Here is a 17,624-nt window from a genome sequence, read left to right as displayed (position 1 = left end):
CTCCTGCGTGGGGTCAGGTCAAGCGGGGTTTGGCGAGGAGAAGTAGATCGTGCGGCACCAGAGAGCGCTGAGCGACTCGATCGCGGTCTCGTCGGGCGGCCCGCACCGCGGCCGAGACTTCGTCAAGCCGCCGTGCGCACCCGAACGCCTTGGCCGGCGCTACGCGCTGACCGGGTGTCGGGCAGAGGTGGAAGTTGTACCGAAGCCGCACGAGTACACAGTGTCCATCCGATCTGTGCATGCTCGCGTGGATATTCGACAAACACGTGATCGAGGACCGGGTGAACGCCCCCACTCTGTCGCCCGAGCACACCGTGCTCGTGGTGACCGGTCCCGATGTCCGCGCTCCGAGCGGGATGGCATGATCGGTGGATGCGCAAGGCTCTGGCCACGGACGTGGCGGCCGTCAGACGACTGGTCCTCGACGCCTACCAGCCGTGGGCGGAGGTCATCGGCAGGCCGCCGATGCCGATGGAGGCGGACTGCGAGGCCCTCGTCGCCGAGGGGCGGGTGCACGTGCGGGACGCGCCCGACGGGATCGAGGGGCTCATCGTGCTGATCCCGGAGGACGGCGTGCTGCTCGTCGACAACGTCGCCGTCCGGCCCGACCGGCAGGGCAGGGGCGTCGGCCGGAGCCTGCTGGCCTTCGCCGAGGAGGAGGCGCGGTGGCTCGGGCTCCCCGCGCTGCGCCTCATCACGAATGTCAAGATGACGCCGAACATCGCCCTGTACGCGTCGCTCGGTTACGTGGAGACCGGCCGTGACGAGCTGGAGGGCCGCTCCATCGTGCGGATGCGCAAGGAACTCGAGGGCTAGGTGGCCCGTCACGCAACCTTGGCCGGGTAACTGGTCCAGCTTCTGATCGGCGAGCTGGCGGCGAAGTTGGTCTTGGGCTGGGCTCGGGCGTTGCGCCAGCGGACGTAGGCACCGATCGCCGCGTTCTGCTCGTCATGACTGCGGTGGTCGGTGCCGTTCAGCGCGTAGTAGCGCAGCGCGGCGAACTCCGACTCGATCCAGTTCAACCAGGAACCGTAGGTCGGCAGGAACACCAGCTCAACATCGTTGCCGGCAGCCCAGGCGCGGACCTGGGGATGTTTGTGGGGCGAGTAGTTGTCGGCGATCACATACAGCTTCGCCAGGCCAGCGCACGCGGAGCGTCTTGAGGAAGGACAGGTACTCGCGCCAGCGCTTGCGCGTGCGGATCCGGTAATACAGCTTGCCGGTAGCCAGATCGAGCGCGGCGATCATGTGCATGACGCCGTTGTAGCGGTGGTAGGTGGCCCGCAGCCGGGCCGGCGAACCCGCCGGCCGCCACCGCTTGCCCTTTCGAGGCATCAGGTTCAACGGCCCGAACTCATCAACGCAGATCACCCGCCCATCAGCGGGCGGGTGATCGTAGAGGTCCAGGACGCGCTGCATCTTGGCGATGAAGTGCGGGTCGGTGGAGGACTTCCACGTGGTGGTGGTCTGCCAGGTAACCCCGCCCGCGCGCAGGATCCGCCGCAGGTGCTCACGGCTGATCGCCGCCACCACCCCGCGAGTGATGAGGTGCTCGGCCAGGGTGCGCAGACTCCAGGTGGAGTGTCCGGTGATGCCCCATTCAGCGGGGACCGTCTTGGCGATCAGGCAGATGTGCTCACGCACCTGGCTACTGATCGCTCGTGGACGGCCCCCGTTCCATTTTGGGTCCAGTGCGTCGAACCCCTTCTCGTTGAAGGTGTGGATGACATCCCACACGTAGTCGTCGCTGACCTGCATCAACGAGGTGATGTCCGGGACGCTTTGGCCCTGGCCGGACATCATCACCACGATCGCCCGCCGCAGCTTGACCGGATCCTTCGCGCTCCGTGTGATCCGTTGTAGCTTGCGGCCTTCCTCCATGGTCAACGGCCGGACGAACACTTCCGGTCGGCGAGCCACGACCACCTCCCAATGTCGAAGAGGCAGCCAGCCTGACGGGTTCACCGCCGGAGAGCAATTACCCGTCCGAGATTCGGTGACGGGCCACTTGCTCATCGCGACGGGCCGCGGTCGCGGCTCGCGGGCTCTTCGGTCTTCGGACCGGGGAGCGCGTCACCGGGCTCCGGCGAACGCGAGCCCCGCCGCGGAGGCGATCACCGTGGCGAGCACGACCATGACGAGGATCGTGCCGAGCGGGTTCCGGTGCCGGACGGGGTGCCCGGCCGATTGGCGGGCCCGCTTCCGATGGACCGTCACCACCGGTGAGGGTGAGGGGCGGTGCTCCACCACGGGTCGCGCGGGCGGCCTCGGCCTCTCCGTACGCGGTGTGGCCCGTACGGGAGGCGGAGGAGGCGGAGCCGGTGTCTCCGTCGGCGAGGGCGGCACGACCGGCGGCGTCGGCGGAGGCGGTGGCGGCGGTGTCTCGGGCGGCAGCGGCGGAGGCGCCGTCTCGGGCGGCAGCGGGGCCGGTGTCGGGGGCGGCGGCTCGGGCGTGGAGCACTGGGAGCCGCAGCCACAGGGATAGCTCCCTATCCCGACCCCCAGCCCCAGCTCGACCACGGTGTGCAACTCGACGCAGATCCCCAGCTGCACCCCGACCGCGGGTCCGTCCGCGCCGGGGCCCGCCGCTCCCACGTGTGCTCCGGCGCGGGCGGAGAGCGCGACGTCCGCCGCGCCCGCGTCGGCCCTGGCCTGTACGGAGGCGGCGAGTCCCGCGCCGGTATCGGCTGAGAGTGCGTCGTCGGCCGCACCCACGTCTACGGGGAGGCGTGTGTCGGCGGACGCGGGGTCGGCGAGGACCACGAACGCGGAGCCCGTGAGCACGGAGGCCGCCACCGCCGACGCCGCCAGGGCGTTCGCCGCCGCTGCGGCGGCGGTGCGGAGGCCCGCCCGGCCGTGCCGCCCCGTCATCGGCCCTGAGGGGTCAGCGCAGCCCGGGGCGTCTGCGAGATCTCGGTCGCCGGACGCTTCACCGGCTTCACCGGTGTCTCCGGGATCTGCGGAATCCGCTGGATCTCCTGGGCCGCCGCGCGCAGCGCGTCCGGTTTGACCGCGAGACCGCCGCTGAAGACGTGCGAGATGTCCCATGCCTGGTACGTGCCGAGCCCGAGCAGGGCCGCCATCGTCACCAGGGGGACCATCGCCATGCCGCGCGGCCGCGCCCCCGCCATGAAGGGGAAGATGATGACGACGATCCCGGTCAGGATCGACAGGGCCAGGACCCCCGCGGGCGGCGTGGCCGTGGCGTCCGCAGCTCGCTGCTGGCGGGCGGCCGACAGGTTGGCGAGCCCGTCCAGCACCGCGTTCTTGGCGTCATGGGCGTCGTCCCCCGACACCTCGAGGCCCGTGACGTGGGCGCGCAGCCCGTTGAGCAGCGCCCCGCCCTCCGGGCTGAGCCGCCCCTCGGCCATGAGCGGCCACTCCTCGTCCACCACGAACCCGACGTAGTCGCGCAGCCGCGCCTGGACCTCGGCCGCGGCCGGAGCGGGCAGCACCGTCGAGGCCCAGTACGTCTGCACCGCCGCGTCGCCCTCGGTGTAGGTGTTCTGGCGGGCGGCGTCGGCCGTCGTCCACGGGACGATGATCGCGATGGCGAAGACCAGCAGGAACAGGGCGGACAGCATCGCACCCGCGTGGCCGGCGGAGGGGCCGCCGGGATCCCGGTCGTCGGCGCCCCGGTCGAGTTTCCGGAAGAGGAAGGCGGCCAGCGCCACGACGCCGACCGCCGCCGCCACGGCGAGTACGCAGACCAGCATGACGATCTCCCATTGCCGAGGGATGACAGAGAGGCCCCGCCGCATTGCCGATTGCGGGCCGTGTCATGACTATCACAATGGGTGAGGTTCCGGGCGCTGCCGGGCGCAAGGACGCGAGAAGGAATCCCAGGAAATATCGGAGCTCGCTCCTGACGCCCCCGCCTTGTCCTCGGGGCCGGGACGAGCACGCGCACCTCGTCGTGCGAGGGAGAAGGGGCGTCGCCAGGTGACCTTCCTGATCGACCACTTCCTGCGGTCGGCGCCCGGATCGGATTCCCGGTCAACCGCGCGCCCGGAGTCGGCGCGGGCGCGAATTCGGTCTTCCTCGCCGCGCATCGTCGCCGCACCGCCGCGACCCCGCGACCCCGCGACCCCGCGACCCCGCGACCGCCGTACGGTCAGACGGCGCCCCGCGGCGGCGGGTTGTCAGGTGTGGGATGCGGCGTGTTCGGCGATGCGGGCGACGGCGGTGGCGACGCCGTCTTCCGCCGCCACTCGACCGGCGAGGACGCGGGCGGCCGGGGCGAGCCGGGCCGCGCTCTCGATGGCGGCGGCCAGGTGCTCGGCGGTCAGGCGGCCCGCCAGGGGCGCGGGGGCGACGCCGAGACGGTGCAGACGGGCGGCCCAGAACGGCTGGTCTCCCATGAACGGGCGGACGATCTGCGGGACTCCCGCGCGCACGGCCGCCGCTACCGTTCCGACGCCGCCGTGATGCACGGCGGCCGCGACGCGCGGCAGCAGCCAGTCGTGCGGAGCCTCCTCGATGACCATGACGCCGTCCGTCTCCGCGCCCGGCCGCAGGGCGCCCCAGCCGGTGGCCAGCACGGCCCGCCGCCCGGACAGCCGGACGGCCTCCACGACCGTGGCCGCCAGCGCCTCGGGGTCGTCGCCGACCGAACTGCCGAAGCCGACGTACACAGGAGGCTCTCCCTCGTCCAGGAACCGGACCAGCCGCTCGGGCGGCGTCCACCCGTCGTCCGGGGGCAGCGTCCAGAACCCCGTCGGATGTGCGGCGGCAGGCCAGTCGTCGGGGGCGGGCAGCACGTGAGGGCTCCACGCGTGCAGCACGCCGCCCTCCGCGACGAGGCTTGTCACAGTCCGTAACCCGCCCTCCAGGCCCAGCGCCGCGGACCGCCACGCCCGCACCGCGCTCCGGTAGGGCATCTCCACCGCCGAGGTGATGCGCCAGCTCGCCCGGTTGAGCGCGCGCGGCACCCGAACCGGGAGGATGGGGGAGGAAAAGGCGGATGTCGGCAGGTAGAGCGGCAGCAGCAGACCGGCGACGGCCGGGACACCGAGCTTCTCGGCGATGTACGGCCCGCCGAGGGACTTCGGATGGTGGATGACCACGTCGGCCCGGCCAGCGGCGAGTGTTGCCTGGTCGTCGAGGAGGCGGCGCAGCATCGGCTTGACCGAGCGGGCCGCCGTGATGGCGGCGCGCACGCCCTGCCCCTTGGCCGAGTCCCGCAGCGTGAGCATCTCGTCGTTCAGTGGCGCGAACTCCACGCCGTGCCCTGCAACGAGTGCCTCGAAGCGGCGCGGCGCGGCCAGCAGCGGCCGGTGCCCGGCGGCGAGCAGCCCGCGGGCCAGGGCGAGGTAGGGCTGCACGTCGCCGCGGCTGCCCACGGTGATCAGCAACGGTCTCATCTCTCGCCCTTCAGCTCGTCCCACTCGTCCAGCAGCCGCGGGAAGCGGTCCATCATGAACGCGTACATGTCGCGCATGAGCTCCAGCCGCCGCCGGCGCGCCGGGTCGTCGCCGACCGCCCGCAGGCCCTGTTCGGCCAGCGCGCGGAAGCTCTCGAACTCGGCCATCTTGGCGCGGAAGGCACGGGCGAAGACGTCCTCGGCCAGCCGGTAGCGGTCGCGCCGCTCGCCCCGCACCCGGAACCGCTCCACCAGGCCCGCTTGTTCGAGCTGCCGCAACGCGACGCTCATGCTGCTCTTGGCGACGGCCAGCGCCTCGGCCAGCTCCGGCGCGTCCGCGCTGCCGGCCTCCGAGGTCAGCAGCCAGCCCATGACCCTCCCGGACGTGCGGCTCAGCCCAAGCCGCTCGTAGAAGAGTCCGGCGTCCTCCACGAACTGATCGACACTCATGCGTCCAACTATATCCGTTTGTTCGGATCGATCAGAACAAACAAACTCTAGCCCGGACGGCGGGCGGCGTGATCGTGTGGGGGAGCGTGGGAAGATCGCGAGTCGTGCCCCCTCACACTGACACAGCGATGGACCTTCCCCTCACTCTGGTCCTCTCGTTCGCCATCGTCGTGATGTTGGTCCTGCTGGCCGTCGCGGCCAGACGGCTCCTGGGCGTCGCGTTCGGCGTCTTCCGCACGGCCGTCGCCGCGGTTCTGGCGTTCGCCCTGGCCGGCCCGATGCTGTCCCCGGTCATGGCGCAGTTCAAGAGCACCAAGGCGGGGAGCGACCCGGGTCTCGGCCCGCTGTGGGTGCTCGTGCTCGTGGCCATGTGCATCGTGCTGATCCCCATGGTCATCCTGGTGGTCGCCGAGGCGCTCGTGCCGCCGGGCTCCGTCCCCGGGCCGATCGAGGTCGCCCGCTCGCTGCGCGGCCGGATCTCCAGGGCGCGCCGCTACTCGCAGATCACCCGCATCGCGTTCCGGCACGGCCTGGGGCCGTACCTGCGCGGGCGGGGCGACCGGCTCGACGACCGGGGTGGCAGGGTACGGCTCGCCCGGGCGCTGCGCGGCGCCCTCGACGACGGCGGCGTCACCTTCGTGAAGCTCGGCCAGGTGCTCTCCACCCGTCGCGACCTGCTCCCCGCCGAGTTCGTCGAGGAGCTGGGCACGCTGCAGGACCGAGCCGCCCCCGCGCCGTGGGAGCAGGTCGAGCAGGTCCTCGTGGCCGAGCTCGGCGGGCCCGTCGACGAGGTCTTCGCCGAGTTCGACCGCCGTCCGCTGGCGTCCGCGTCCATCGCGCAGGCGTACGCCGCCCGGCTGCGCACGGGCGAGAGCGTGGTGGTCAAGGTTCAGCGCCCGGCCATCCGCGCGGTCGTCGCCCGCGACCTCGACATCGTGGCCCGGCTGGCCCGCACCCTGGAGGCCAGGACGCGCTGGGGCCGCGCGCTCGGCCTGCGTGCCCTGGCCGACGGCTTCGCGGTCGCCATACGGGAGGAGCTCGACTTCAGGGTCGAGGCGGGGAACATGGCCGCCGTCGCGGCCTCGGGCGGCGGCGCCGTCGCCTACCCGTCCCCGTACGCGGAGCTGTGCACGGAACGCGTTCTCGTCATGGAGCGCCTCGTGGGCGAGCCGCTGTCCGGCGCCGTCGAGCGCGGCCATGAGCGGGGCCGCGAGCTGGCCCGCACGCTGCTCGACTGCCTGCTGCGGCAGGTCCTGGTCGAGGGCGTCTTCCACGCCGACCCGCATCCCGGCAACATCATGCTGCTCAGCGACGGCACGCTCGGCCTGCTCGACTTCGGCTCCGTCGGCCGCCTGGACGCGTCCGTGCGCGCCGCGCTGCAGCGGTTCCTGGTCGCGATGAACCGCCAGGACCCGCTCGGCGTCACCGACGCGCTGCTGGAGGTCGTCCCCAGGCCGGAGGAGATCGACGAGGCGGCTCTGGAGCGGGCGATGGGCCAGTTCATGGCCAGGCATCTCGCGCCGGGCGCGGCGAGCGTGGTGATGTTCACCGACCTGTTCAAGATCGTCACGGAGTACGGCCTGGCCGTGCCGCCCGAGGTCGCGGCCGTCTTCCGGGCGCTGGCCACGCTGGAAGGCACCCTCGTCGCCCTCGCGCCCGGGTTCGACCTCATCGAGGAGGCCCGCGCCTTCGCCGGGCGGCACCTGGCGGAGCAGTTCGACGCGAGGTCGCTGAAGGACGAGGTGACCCACGAGCTCGCCACCTTGCTGCCGATGCTGCGGCGGCTGCCCCGGCGGGTCGAGCGGATCGCGAGCGCCGCGGAACACGGGCGGTTCAGCATGAACGTGCGGTTGCTCGCGGACGAGCGGGACCGCCGGTTCCTCACCGGGTTGCTGCACCAGGTCGTGCTCACGGTGCTGGGGGCCACGGCGGGCATCATGGGCGTCGTCCTCCTCGGGACGGACGGCGGCCCCCAGGTGATGCCGCGAGTGATCAGCCTGTACGAGCTCATCGGGTTCAACCTGCTCGTCATCAGCGCGATCCTGGTGCTGCGGGTCCTCGTCGGCGTGTTCCGCCGGGACGGGTTCTGACGGTCGTGACGGGCACAGCCGACGGCGCGGACGTGGTCTAGCCGGGCCGCTCCAGGGAGGACCGGTACGGCGGCATGAAGCGGCGCCGCGGCATCTGGTCGGCGAGCACGCCGCCGTCCACCACCAGGGTCGTACCGGTGACGTAACGCGCGGCGTCGGAGGCGAGGTAGACGACGGCGCCGACGACGTCGTCCGGCGTGCCGTACCCGCCCCTGAGCGGGATGCGCTCGGCCCACGCGGCGTCGAACGCCTCCCGCTCCAGCGAGAACTCCTCGTCGATCGGAGTGGCGATCATGCCGGGCGCGACCGCGTTCACGGTGACGCCGTGCGGGCCCAGCTCGGCGGCGAGGGATCGGGTGATCAGCTCGACCGCGCCCTTGGACGCGTTGTAGTGGGCCAGCCCGGCCTCGGCCATCAGGCCGTTCTTCGACGAGACGTTGACGATCCGACCCGGCGTGCCGGAGGCGATCATGTGCTCGGCGATCCGCTGGGAGAGGAAGAAGACCGCGTCCACGTTGACGGCCATGATCTCCCGCCAGGCCGCGACCGTGATCTCGTTGAAGTGCTCCAGCCGGGCGATCCCGGCGTTGTTGATCAGGATGTCCACCGGGCGTTCGGCCCAGATCCGGTCGGCGAGCCCGGCGAGCCCGTCGGTGTCGGCCAGGTCGAACGCGACCGTGCGGCAGGCCCTGCCGTACGACTCGACCAGCGCCCGGGTCTCGTCCAGCGGGGGACCGCCGGGCCGGTCGACCGCCACGATGTCGGCTCCGGCCTCGGCGAGTCCGGCCGCGAACGCCCGGCCGAGGCCGCGGGCCGCGCCGGTGACGACCGCGGTACGGCCGGTCAGGTCGAAGCGCCCGCTCATGCCAGCCCCAGCAGGGGGAGGGCGTCCCGGTGGATCAGCTTCTCGATCTCGTCGCGGTCGAGGGGCGGCAGCCCGGGGATGCCGGGCACGGCGCCGACCGCGCGCAGGCCGTCGATCGACGCGTTGACGGTGGTGAACGGGTAGTCGCTGCCGAAGAGCAGCTTGTGCCACACGCCGTAGTCCTGCGCCAGCCGCAGGCTGTGCCAGAGCTGGAAGGGCCGGTAGTGCAACGCGGAGACGTCGGCGTAGACGTGCCGGTGCTTGCGGATCACCGCGATGCACTCGCCCTCGAACGGGTGGCCGAGGTGGGCGAGGACCATGCGCAGCTCGGGGTGGCGGATGGCGACCTCGTCCAGGTGGACCGGGAGCGCCCACCTCAGCGGGGCCTTCGACACGAACGTCGTCCCCGTGTGGACGAGCAGGGGCAGCCCGTGCTCCTCGGCGTAGGTGAACAGGTCGTCGTACTCGGGGGCGGCCGGGTCGAACCCGGCGTACATCGGCATCAGCTTGATGCCGCGCAGTCCGAGGTCCTGGTGGCCGCGCACCAGCTCGTCCCGCCAGCCGGGCTGGGTGGGGTCGAGCGACAGGTAGCCGATCAGCCGATCGGGGTGCGCGGCCACGTACGCGGCCACGGCGTCGTCGTCCACCCACAGCCCCGACCTGCGCGCCTTGCCGCCCACCACGACGGTCCGCGTACCGTCGGGCGCGGAGGCCGCGTAGTCGTCCCAGCGCACGGTGAGATCGACGTGGCCGCCGTGGGCGCGGGCCGACTCCGCGGCGAACGGGTCGCCGACGTCGTCCGGGCAGGTGAACAGGTGCGAGTGGACGTCGACGATCATGTGCGGTTCCGCTTCTCCCAGCCTTCGGCGAACATGTTCCAGAAGCGGTGGCTGGGCGGGTGCTCCTCGAAGACCTCGTCGGCCAGCTCGATACCCAGTCCCGGCTTCTCCGGTATCCCGATATATCCGGACTCGACGGGCAGCGCACCGCGGACCGCCTCGAAGACGTACGGCTCAAGCAGGCCGTCGAAGGTCTCCAGGATCGTGAAGTTCGGGATGCCCAGCACGGCGTGCACCGACGCGGTGGTGCAGAGCGGCGAGTTGGAGTTGTGCGGCGCGACCGTCATCGCGTGCAGGTCCGCCATCGCGGCGAGCTTGCGCACCTCGGTGAACCCGCCCGCCATCGACAGGTCCGGCTGGATGATGTCCACCGCGTTCGTCTCGAACAGCCGCGCGTACTCGTACCGGTTGTGGAAGTGCTCCCCGCCGGAGATCGGGAAGCTCGCCCGCTGCCGCAGCTCGGCGTACCGGTCGATGTGCGTCCACGGCAGGGGCTCCTCGAACCACCCGATGTCGTACGGCTCCAGCTCGCGGACCAGCCGGGCGGCGGTGTGGAAGGCGAAGCGGGCGTGCCCCTCGACGAACAGGTCCACGTCCGGCCCGACCGCCTCGCGTACGGCCGCGACGATGTCGAGCGAGAGCCGCAGCTCGGAGCGCGACAGCTCGCCGAGGCCCGCGCCGAAGGGGTCGAACTTCAGCGCTGTGTATCCCTTGGCCACCGTCTCCTGGGCGCGCCGGGCGAACGCCTCCGGCTCGCGGTCGCCGGTGTACCACCCGTTGGCGTAGACGCGGACCCGGTCGCGGCAGGCGCCGCCGGTCAGCCGGTACGCGGGCACGCCGAGCGCCTTGCCCATCAGGTCGTACAGGGCCTGGTCGATGCCCGACACCACGATGCCGCCGACGTCGCCGCCGCGCAGGAAGTCGCCCTGGTAGAGCCGGAGCCAGATCTCCTCGACGTCGAACGGGTCGGCGCCCAGCAGGTGCCGCTGCCCCATCGCCTCCGCGAGCAGGCACGTCTCCCGGGCCCGGTAGGGGTGGGTGATCTCGCCGACGCCCGACAGGCCCTCGTCGGTGTGGACGCGCACATAGCCGAAGTCGCGCCAGGCGGTGCCGAGGATCAGCGTCTCCACCCGGCTGATCCGGCCCGCGGGGCCGGCCGGGCGGGTGGTGTTCACGGTCAGCACCGTGTGGCACCCCCCATGGTCGAGGTGCCGTCCATGTCGGTGAGCGGGCCCTCGTCGGCGAGCTGGGCGCGCACCGCCGCCTCGGTCACCTCGATCAGCCGGTCCACGTCGGCGTCCGTGTGCGCGTACGAGAAGTGGCTGCGCTTGAGGTTGAGCGGCAGCTCGAAGACGCCCTGGTCGATCATGCGCCGACGGTATCCGACGAACATCCGGGTGTCGTTGTCCAGGAGGTCGTCGTACGTGTGGGGCAGGCGGTCCATGAAGTACGTGACGAACACCGAGCCGTAACCGGTGACGACGGCCGGGACGCCGAGCGACGCGAGCACCGGCGGCAGCTCGGTCCGCACCCGCTCGCCGAGCCGGAACACGTGCTCGTGCACGGGCTCCGCGCGCAGCTTGCGCAGGGTGGCGAGCGCCGCCGCGACCACGGCGGGGTGGCCGTTGTAGGTCCCGGCGAAGAACACCGGCGCGCCCGGCCGGGAGCTGAACATGTCCATGAGGTCGGCGCGGCCTCCGATCGCACCGATCGGGTAGCCGTTGGCGATGGCCTTCCCCATGGTGGTCAGGTCGGGCACGATGCCGGCGACCTCCTGCCAGCCGCCGAGGCCGTGCCGTACGCCGGTGATGACCTCGTCGAAGACGAGCACGCTGCCGTGCCGGGTGCACTCCTCCCGCAGGGTGACCAGGAACTCCTGGTCGGGGAGCAGGCAGCCGACGTTGTGCGGCACGGGCTCCAGGATCACCGCCGCGATGTCCGCGCCGTGCTCGGCGAACGCCGCGCGCACCGCGTCCCGGTCGTTGAACGGCAGGACGAGGGTGGCGTCGAGCACCTCGGGCAGGATGCCGGTGGAGATCGGGTCCTTGTGCCCCACCCTGTCGGGGGCCGAGATCACGTTCAGGCTCACCGAGTCGTGCCAGCCGTGGTAGCAGCCCTGGAACTTCACCACGAGGCGGCGGCCGGTGGCCGCGCGCGCGACGCGGAGGGCGTGGAAGGTCGCCTCCGAGCCGGTGCTGGTGAGGAGCACGCGCTCCATGCTGGGCACCAGCTCGACGAGGGTCTCGGCCAGCTCGACCTCGCCCTCGGTGACGCCGACCCCGCACAGGTCCAGGCTCCCGCCGGCCTCCGCTACGGCCCGGACGACGTCGGGGTCGTTGTGGCCGAGCAGGGGAGGGCCGAAGGCCGCGTGGTAGTCGGTGTACTGCCGCCCGTCCGAGTCCCAGAAGCTCGCGCCCTGGGCCCGGGTGATCACCAGGTCGGTGAGTCCCGGGACGTTCCGCTGCCCGCTGTTGACCCCGCCGGGGATGACCCCGCGGGCACGTTCGGGAAGGGACGTGAACGGGGCCGCTTGCTGCATCACATGGTCTCCTTGGCCGCCCCACCGAGACCAGCCCCGTCCCGGTGCGACGCGAATGTTTCCGCCGCAGATCGATTGTCTTACGAACACCATTCGGTGATGCCGAACAGTAATCGGCATCATAGGCATGGCGATTTGGGTGGTCAATGGCTTTCGCCGGAGATGTGAGGCAAAATGCGGTACAGTGTTCGGCTATGACGAACAGTGAAGCGGAGAGCTCCCGCTACTGGATCCGCAGCGTGGCCCGGGCCGCCGAGGTCCTGGAGGCGCTGGCCGCGGGGCCGGCCGGCGAGGGGCTGAGCGTGACCGAGGTCGCTGCGGCCTGCGGCTTGTCGAAGAGCTCCGCCTTCGCCACGCTCTACACCCTCCAGCACTTCGGGCTGGCCGCGGACGACGGCGAGGGCATGAACCGGCGCTACCGGCTCGGCATGGCCCTCGCCCGGCTCGGCGACCGGGCGCGCGACCAGCTCTCCCTGCGCGACGTCGCGCGTCCCATTCTGGTGGAACTGACCCGGTCCACGGGGATGAACTCCCGGCTCGCCGTCCCCGAGAGCGACCAGGCCGTCGTGATCGACCAGGTGAGCAACGGCGAGCGGATCCAGGTGGACCTGCGGATGGGCGTGCGGGAGCTGCCGCACTGCACCGGGCTCGGCAAGGCGCTGCTCGCCGAGCTGGACGACCGGCAGGTCGCGGAGCTGATCGAGCGGGTCGGGCTGCCGCGCCGTACCGCGCACACGATCACCGAGCTGGACCGGCTGCTCGCGCACCTGCGCGACATCCGCGAGGTCGGCTACGCCCTCGACGACGAGGAGGACGCGGACGGCGTCTTCTGCATCGGCAGCGCCCTTCGCGACCACTCCGGAGCCTGCGCCGGCGCGATCAGCATCACCGGTCTGAAGCCGACGCTGCCCACGTGGCGCTACCAGGAACTCGGACGTCAGGTACGCGACGCGGCGCGCCGGATCTCCTGGGAGCTCGGCTACCGCACTTGATTTCCCGGGCGGAACCCGCTTAAGGTTTCCGCCACATCGGGCGAACGTTGGCCCCCGCGATGTCGCAGCCCCCGACCGCGGACGGTTCCGGTCAGCAGCTCCGCCGCCTGCACGCCATCGCGTGAACGCCCGGCCTTCATCCACCCCCCTGCCGTGTGGCTCCTCGCCGCCCGGCACGAAGGTTGAGGCCTTTTGTGAAGCAACAATCCCCTTCGACCCGCCGTGCCCTGCTGACGGCGGGCGGCATCGGCGGTCTGGCGCTGCTCGTCCCGGGCACCGCGTACGCCGGTCCGCAGGCGGAACTGAAGAACGCCGTGTACGGCATCGCCACGGTGGCCGAGCTGTTGTCGCTGGACACGCAGAAGATCCCGGGCGGGACCCTGGTCCAGGTGGCGGGTTATCACGCGGCCGGTGACGGCGGCGGGATGCTGGTGCGCTGGGACGCGGCCTCGACGGCGGCGGCGAACGGTGGCACGGTTCTCGGCGGTTCGGGTTCGGGTCGCTGGTTGCAGGTCCATCAGGGTGTGGGCGACTTCCGGACGTTCGGCGTGTTCGACGGCAAGAAGCCGGCCGACGACGCGTTGGACGCGATGGTGAACGATCCCTCGATCCATCGGATCGAGGCGCACTCCGACCTGCTGTTCGTCCGCCGCCACAAGTACACCCGCTCCAACCTGGAGTTCGACTTCGGCGGCCACACCGTCCGCACGGACGGCATCGAGCGCAACAGCCATGACAATCCGTTCGGCGCGGTCATGTTCTTCCGCGGCGAGGTGACCGACACGGTCGTCAGGCACGCCCTGACGGCCCCGATGCCCGACCTGGCCGACGTGTTCGAGGTGGGCGACTCCACGAAGTTCGCGGTCGGCCAGTGGTGGACCGCCGTGGTGAACAACCTCGCCGGCGGGGACGAGCGCGAGCTGCAGAAGATGGTGCAGGTCACCGAGATCGTCGATGGCTCGCGCGTCCGGGTGAACTACCAGATCGGCTGGGACCTCGACGCGGGCCGCACCATCACCTGGACCCGGGTGAAGCCGGTCGAGCGGGTCCACGTCCGGAACATGGTCTTCGTCGGCGCCCCGCCGTACGACGGGCCGAAGAACGGCGAGCTGCCCGACGACCGGGAGTACACCGGCTCGCACCCGGTGGCCTACGAGTACGCCGCCTGGTGCGACGTGTCGGGCATCGCGGCGTCCCTCACCTGGTGGCCGGTGATCATGCGGCGCTGGTGCACGTACTTCCGCACCGAGAGTTGCTCGCTGAAGAACCCGCCGACGGTCTTCTACGGCGGCGCCGGCTACCTGACCCAGCAGATCTACTGCCTGTACGGCCACGTCGCGGACTGCCACACCTCCAACGCCCGGCATCTCAACGACCTGACCGCCTCGGCGTACTGCACGGTGGAGAACTGCCACGGCGACGGCGACGACGCCGGGGGCAACCCGTTCACCACGCACGGGCAGTACGAGCACGACCTCGTCTTCACCGGGAACTCCGGGCTGATGGACATCGCCAACTCGGGCGCGCAGTGGGGGATCAGCGCCAAGCGGATCACCGTGCGGCGGCACGTCTGCTCGTGGTTCGTCGCCAACACCAAGATCACGGATCTGACGCTGGAGGACGTCCGGGTCGTCCCGCGCTCGACCTTCGACCCCGGCGGCACCCTCACCGTCAACGCCGACGGCGTCCAGATGCGCGGGTGCTCGGCCCGGACGTTCGCGGTGGCCCAGCGGTCGTCGCGGTCGAACCGGCCGAACATCATCGAGGACTGTTCCTTCGACCTGCCGAAGGAACAGGTGGTCGTGCAGACGCCGGTCACCAACCCGGTCCACTTCGTACGCTGCGTCTTCACCGGGGTGGACGGCGCCGTCATGCGCGGGCCCGGCCCCGTCCACTTCACCGACACGGTGATCAAGGGGCGCGAGGGCGGCGCCCCGCTCCTGATCGGCGCCGCCGAGGTCGTCGTGTCCGGCGGGCGGCTGACCGGCACCGGCATCCGCCTCTCCGCCGTACGCGAGCAGCGGATCGCGATCGGCGGCGGAGCCGTCGTCGAGGGGACGAACGGCGCCAAGGCGCTGCTGTCGCGTGACGACGGCGCGGCCGTCCGCTGGGCGCTCGGCGACTACCTCAGCTCGACGGCGGACCCCGGCACCGCGCACGTGGCGATCACGGGCGGCGTCAACCACTACTCGGCGGTCGGGGCGCGCTTCCGCGGCGGCGCGCTGACCCTGGCGGAGGCCGCCTTCGGCGGCGACTCCCATCTCCTGCACACGGGCTGCGTGGAGGAGGGCGTCACCCGTACGACGCCCGCCGACGGGCCCCGCGTCACCACCACCGGCAACCTGGCTGTCTGAGGAGTCCCCCCATGAGTTCATCCACGAGTTCGCGCCGTGCCCTGCTGACGGCGGGCGGCATCGGCGGTCTGGCCCTCCTCGTCCCCGGCACCGCGTACGCCGGTCCGCAGGCGGAACTGAAGAACGCCGTGTACGGCATCGCCACGGTGGCCGAGCTGCTGTCGCTGGACACGCGGAAGATCCCGGGCGGGACCCTGGTCCAGGTGGCGGGTTATCACGCGGCCGGTGACGGCGGCGGGATGCTGGTGCGCTGGGACGCGGCCTCGACGGCGGCGGCGAACGGTGGCACGGTTCTCGGCGGTTCGGGTTCGGGTCGCTGGTTGCAGGTCCATCAGGGTGTGGGCGACTTCCGGACGTTCGGCGTGTTCGACGGCAAGAAGCCGGCCGACGACGCGTTGGACGCGATGGTGAACGATCCCTCGATCCATCGGATCGAGGCGCACTCCGACCTGCTGTTCGTCCGCCGCCACAAGTACACCCGCTCCAACCTGGAGTTCGACTTCGGCGGCCACACCGTTCGCACCGACGGCATCGAGAACGCGGGATACGACGACCCCTTCGCCGCCGTGCTCTTCTTCCGGGGAAAGGTCACCGACACCGTGGTGGCCGCCGCGCTCACCGCGAACATGCCGGAGCTGTCCGATGTGTTCGAGGTCGGCGACTCCAAGAAGTTCGCGGTCGGCCAGTGGTGGGCGGCCGAGGTGAACAAGGCCTCCGGACAGTGGGAACGCGAGCTGCAGAAGCTGGTGGAGGTCACCGAGGTCGTCGACGGCTCGCACATCCGGGTCAACTACCTCAACGGGTGGGAGCTGAAGGCCGGGCGCTCGATCACGTGGACGCGGATCGAGCCGGTGGAGCGGGTCCACATCCGGAACATGGTGTTCACCGGCGCGGGCGCGGACCAGTACACCGGCTCGCACCCGATCGCGTACGAGTACGCCGTCCGGTGCGACGTGTCCGGCATCGACGCCACCGGCACCTTCTGGCCGGTCGTCATGCGCCGCTGGTGCACCCACTTCCAGACCAGGAGCTGCTCGCTGAAGAACCCGACGTCCGTCACCTGGGGCGGCGCGGGCTACCTGACCCAGCAGATCTACTGCCTGTACGGCCACGTGGCCGACTGCCACACCTCCAACGCCCGGCACCTCAACGACTGGACCGCCTCGGCGTACGGGCTGGTGGAGAACTGCCACGGCGACGGCGACGACCAGGGTTCCTTCGTCACGCACGGCCAGTACGAGCACGACCTCGTCTACACCGGCAATTCGGGGCTGATGACGTTCGCCAACTCCGGCGCCGCCTGGGGTTCCGCCGCCAAGCGGATCACCGTGCGGCGGCACGTCTGCTCGTGGTTCGTGGCGCGGGTCAAGGTCACCGACCTGACGCTCGAGGACGTACGGGTGATCGGCAAGAAGTCGCTCGACGGCTCCGGGATGATCTGGGTCAACGCCGACGGCGTCCAGATGCGCGGCTGCTCGGCGAACAACCAGCTGATCATCTCGCAGGCGTCCAGCCTGTCGGCCCGGCCGAACATCATCGAGGGCTGCGACTTCACCATCGCCGCGGGCACGGAGATCGTGCAGGCCAACGTCACCACGCCGGTCCACATCGTGCGCTCCACGCTGTCGAACCTGGACGGCAACCCCTGCAACGGCACGGGCGAGCTGCACATCGTGGACAGCACGCTGCGCGGCAAGCAGGGCGGCGCGCCGCTGCCCGTCGCGGCCTCCGTCGTACGGATCCAGGGCGGACGGCTGACCGGGACCGGCGTCAAGGTCACCGCCAAGGCGGACCAGCGCGTCCACGTCGGCGGCGGCGCGCAGCTTGAGGGGACCAACGGCGCCAAGGCGCTGCTGTCGCGCGGCGACGGGTCCGGGACGGTCCGGTGGGAGCTGCGTGACTACCGGAGCGTCACCGACGACGCGGGTACCGCGCACGTCCTGGTCGAGAGCGGCAAGAACGTCTACTCGGCCGTCGGCGTCGGGCTGTCCGGTGGAAAGCTCACGCTCGCCCCGGCCGCCTTCGGTGACGGTTCCGTGCTGCAGCACACGGCCTGCGTCGAGGAGGGCGTCGCCCGCACGGTTCCGGAGGACGGCCCCCGGGTCCAAACCACCGGAAACCTCCTTCTCTAAC

General features: G+C 71.3%; 17 protein-coding genes. 6 read left to right on the top strand and 11 right to left on the bottom strand.

The window, feature by feature from the left end; all coding sequences use genetic code 11:
- Positions 1 to 13: 13 nt before the first annotated feature.
- Positions 14 to 241 carry a helix-turn-helix domain-containing protein gene (locus AWQ68_RS46145; protein ID WP_373281519.1) on the bottom strand — a complete coding sequence of 76 codons (228 nt, stop codon included), beginning with the start codon at positions 239 to 241 and terminating at the stop codon, positions 14 to 16.
- Here AWQ68_RS46145 and AWQ68_RS45705 point away from each other — a divergent pair.
- Together AWQ68_RS45705 and AWQ68_RS12720 are read left to right on the top strand one after the other, a co-directional pair.
- The gene (locus AWQ68_RS45705) at positions 240 to 365 is read left to right on the top strand and encodes a hypothetical protein (RefSeq protein WP_281217629.1); all 126 of its coding nucleotides are present in this window, start codon (positions 240 to 242) and stop codon (positions 363 to 365) included. The two genes, AWQ68_RS46145 and AWQ68_RS45705, sit on opposite strands and share 2 nt — an antisense overlap.
- Before the next feature lie 7 nt (positions 366 to 372).
- Positions 373 to 816: a GNAT family N-acetyltransferase gene (locus AWQ68_RS12720; RefSeq protein ID WP_066939630.1), complete on the top strand. Its 444-nt coding sequence runs from the start codon at positions 373 to 375 to the stop codon at positions 814 to 816.
- Positions 817 to 824: 8 nt separating this feature from the next.
- Here AWQ68_RS12720 and AWQ68_RS44210 read toward each other — a convergent pair whose 3' ends face one another.
- The 6 genes from AWQ68_RS44210 to AWQ68_RS12690 all read right to left on the bottom strand — a co-directional run bounded on the left by AWQ68_RS44210 (position 825) and on the right by AWQ68_RS12690 (position 5,812).
- Positions 825 to 1,124 carry a transposase gene (locus tag AWQ68_RS44210; RefSeq protein WP_218006861.1) on the bottom strand — a complete coding sequence of 100 codons (300 nt, stop codon included), beginning with the start codon at positions 1,122 to 1,124 and terminating at the stop codon, positions 825 to 827.
- A complete protein-coding gene (locus tag AWQ68_RS43535; RefSeq protein WP_169808908.1) occupies positions 1,054 to 1,920 on the bottom strand; it encodes an IS630 family transposase in 867 nt (288 codons plus the stop codon). The genes AWQ68_RS44210 and AWQ68_RS43535 overlap by 71 nt, the downstream gene beginning before the upstream one ends.
- 153 nt (positions 1,921 to 2,073) lie before the next feature.
- Positions 2,074 to 2,871 carry a hypothetical protein gene (locus tag AWQ68_RS42325; protein ID WP_066939621.1) on the bottom strand — a complete coding sequence of 266 codons (798 nt, stop codon included), beginning with the start codon at positions 2,869 to 2,871 and terminating at the stop codon, positions 2,074 to 2,076.
- A complete protein-coding gene (locus AWQ68_RS12700) occupies positions 2,868 to 3,716 on the bottom strand; it encodes a bestrophin-like domain (RefSeq protein ID WP_066939619.1) in 849 nt (282 codons plus the stop codon). The genes AWQ68_RS42325 and AWQ68_RS12700 overlap by 4 nt, the downstream gene beginning before the upstream one ends.
- A gap of 426 nt (positions 3,717 to 4,142) precedes the next feature.
- Positions 4,143 to 5,363, bottom strand: a complete 1,221-nt coding sequence (locus AWQ68_RS12695; RefSeq protein ID WP_066939616.1) for a glycosyltransferase — start codon at positions 5,361 to 5,363, stop codon at positions 4,143 to 4,145.
- Entirely contained in the window at positions 5,360 to 5,812 is a 453-nt protein-coding gene (locus AWQ68_RS12690; protein WP_066939613.1) for a GbsR/MarR family transcriptional regulator, read from the bottom strand. Before AWQ68_RS12690 ends, AWQ68_RS12695 begins: the two co-directional genes overlap by 4 nt.
- A 128-nt stretch (positions 5,813 to 5,940) precedes the next feature.
- On the opposite strand from AWQ68_RS12690, the gene AWQ68_RS12685 reads away from it, so the two are divergent.
- On the top strand, positions 5,941 to 7,902 hold the full coding sequence (locus AWQ68_RS12685; protein WP_066939611.1) for an ABC1 kinase family protein: 1,962 nt from the start codon (positions 5,941 to 5,943) through the stop codon (positions 7,900 to 7,902).
- A 37-nt stretch (positions 7,903 to 7,939) separates the two neighbouring features.
- On the opposite strand, the gene AWQ68_RS12680 is transcribed toward AWQ68_RS12685, so the two are convergent.
- The 4 genes from AWQ68_RS12680 to AWQ68_RS12665 are packed head-to-tail and all read right to left on the bottom strand — an operon-like array spanning position 7,940 to position 12,145.
- Positions 7,940 to 8,767 (bottom strand): SDR family NAD(P)-dependent oxidoreductase, encoded by an 828-nt coding sequence (locus tag AWQ68_RS12680; protein ID WP_066939608.1) that lies wholly within the window; start codon positions 8,765 to 8,767, stop codon positions 7,940 to 7,942.
- Positions 8,764 to 9,606 (bottom strand): amidohydrolase family protein, encoded by an 843-nt coding sequence (locus AWQ68_RS12675; RefSeq protein ID WP_066939606.1) that lies wholly within the window; start codon positions 9,604 to 9,606, stop codon positions 8,764 to 8,766. Before AWQ68_RS12675 ends, AWQ68_RS12680 begins: the two co-directional genes overlap by 4 nt.
- On the bottom strand, positions 9,603 to 10,781 hold the full coding sequence (locus AWQ68_RS12670; protein WP_218006860.1) for a mandelate racemase/muconate lactonizing enzyme family protein: 1,179 nt from the start codon (positions 10,779 to 10,781) through the stop codon (positions 9,603 to 9,605). The genes AWQ68_RS12675 and AWQ68_RS12670 overlap by 4 nt, the downstream gene beginning before the upstream one ends.
- A gap of 2 nt (positions 10,782 to 10,783) precedes the next feature.
- Entirely contained in the window at positions 10,784 to 12,145 is a 1,362-nt protein-coding gene (locus AWQ68_RS12665) for an aspartate aminotransferase family protein (protein ID WP_066939600.1), read from the bottom strand.
- A gap of 194 nt (positions 12,146 to 12,339) precedes the next feature.
- Here AWQ68_RS12665 and AWQ68_RS12660 point away from each other — a divergent pair, with 194 nt between their 5' ends.
- From AWQ68_RS12660 to AWQ68_RS12650, 3 genes are all read left to right on the top strand, one after another.
- On the top strand, positions 12,340 to 13,137 hold the full coding sequence (locus tag AWQ68_RS12660) for an IclR family transcriptional regulator (protein WP_084463921.1): 798 nt from the start codon (positions 12,340 to 12,342) through the stop codon (positions 13,135 to 13,137).
- Between the two features lie 194 nt (positions 13,138 to 13,331).
- Positions 13,332 to 15,491 carry a putative phage tail protein gene (locus AWQ68_RS12655; RefSeq protein WP_066939597.1) on the top strand — a complete coding sequence of 720 codons (2,160 nt, stop codon included), beginning with the start codon at positions 13,332 to 13,334 and terminating at the stop codon, positions 15,489 to 15,491.
- Between the two features lie 11 nt (positions 15,492 to 15,502).
- Positions 15,503 to 17,623 (top strand): putative phage tail protein, encoded by a 2,121-nt coding sequence (locus AWQ68_RS12650; protein WP_218006859.1) that lies wholly within the window; start codon positions 15,503 to 15,505, stop codon positions 17,621 to 17,623.
- Position 17,624 lies beyond the last annotated feature (1 nt).

This window comes from Microtetraspora fusca (assembly GCF_001570365.1).
Taxonomy (GTDB): domain Bacteria; phylum Actinomycetota; class Actinomycetes; order Streptosporangiales; family Streptosporangiaceae; genus Microtetraspora; species Microtetraspora fusca.
The sequence above is the reverse complement of the archived record's forward strand: the minus strand, read 5'-3'. Positions and strand labels throughout refer to the sequence as shown.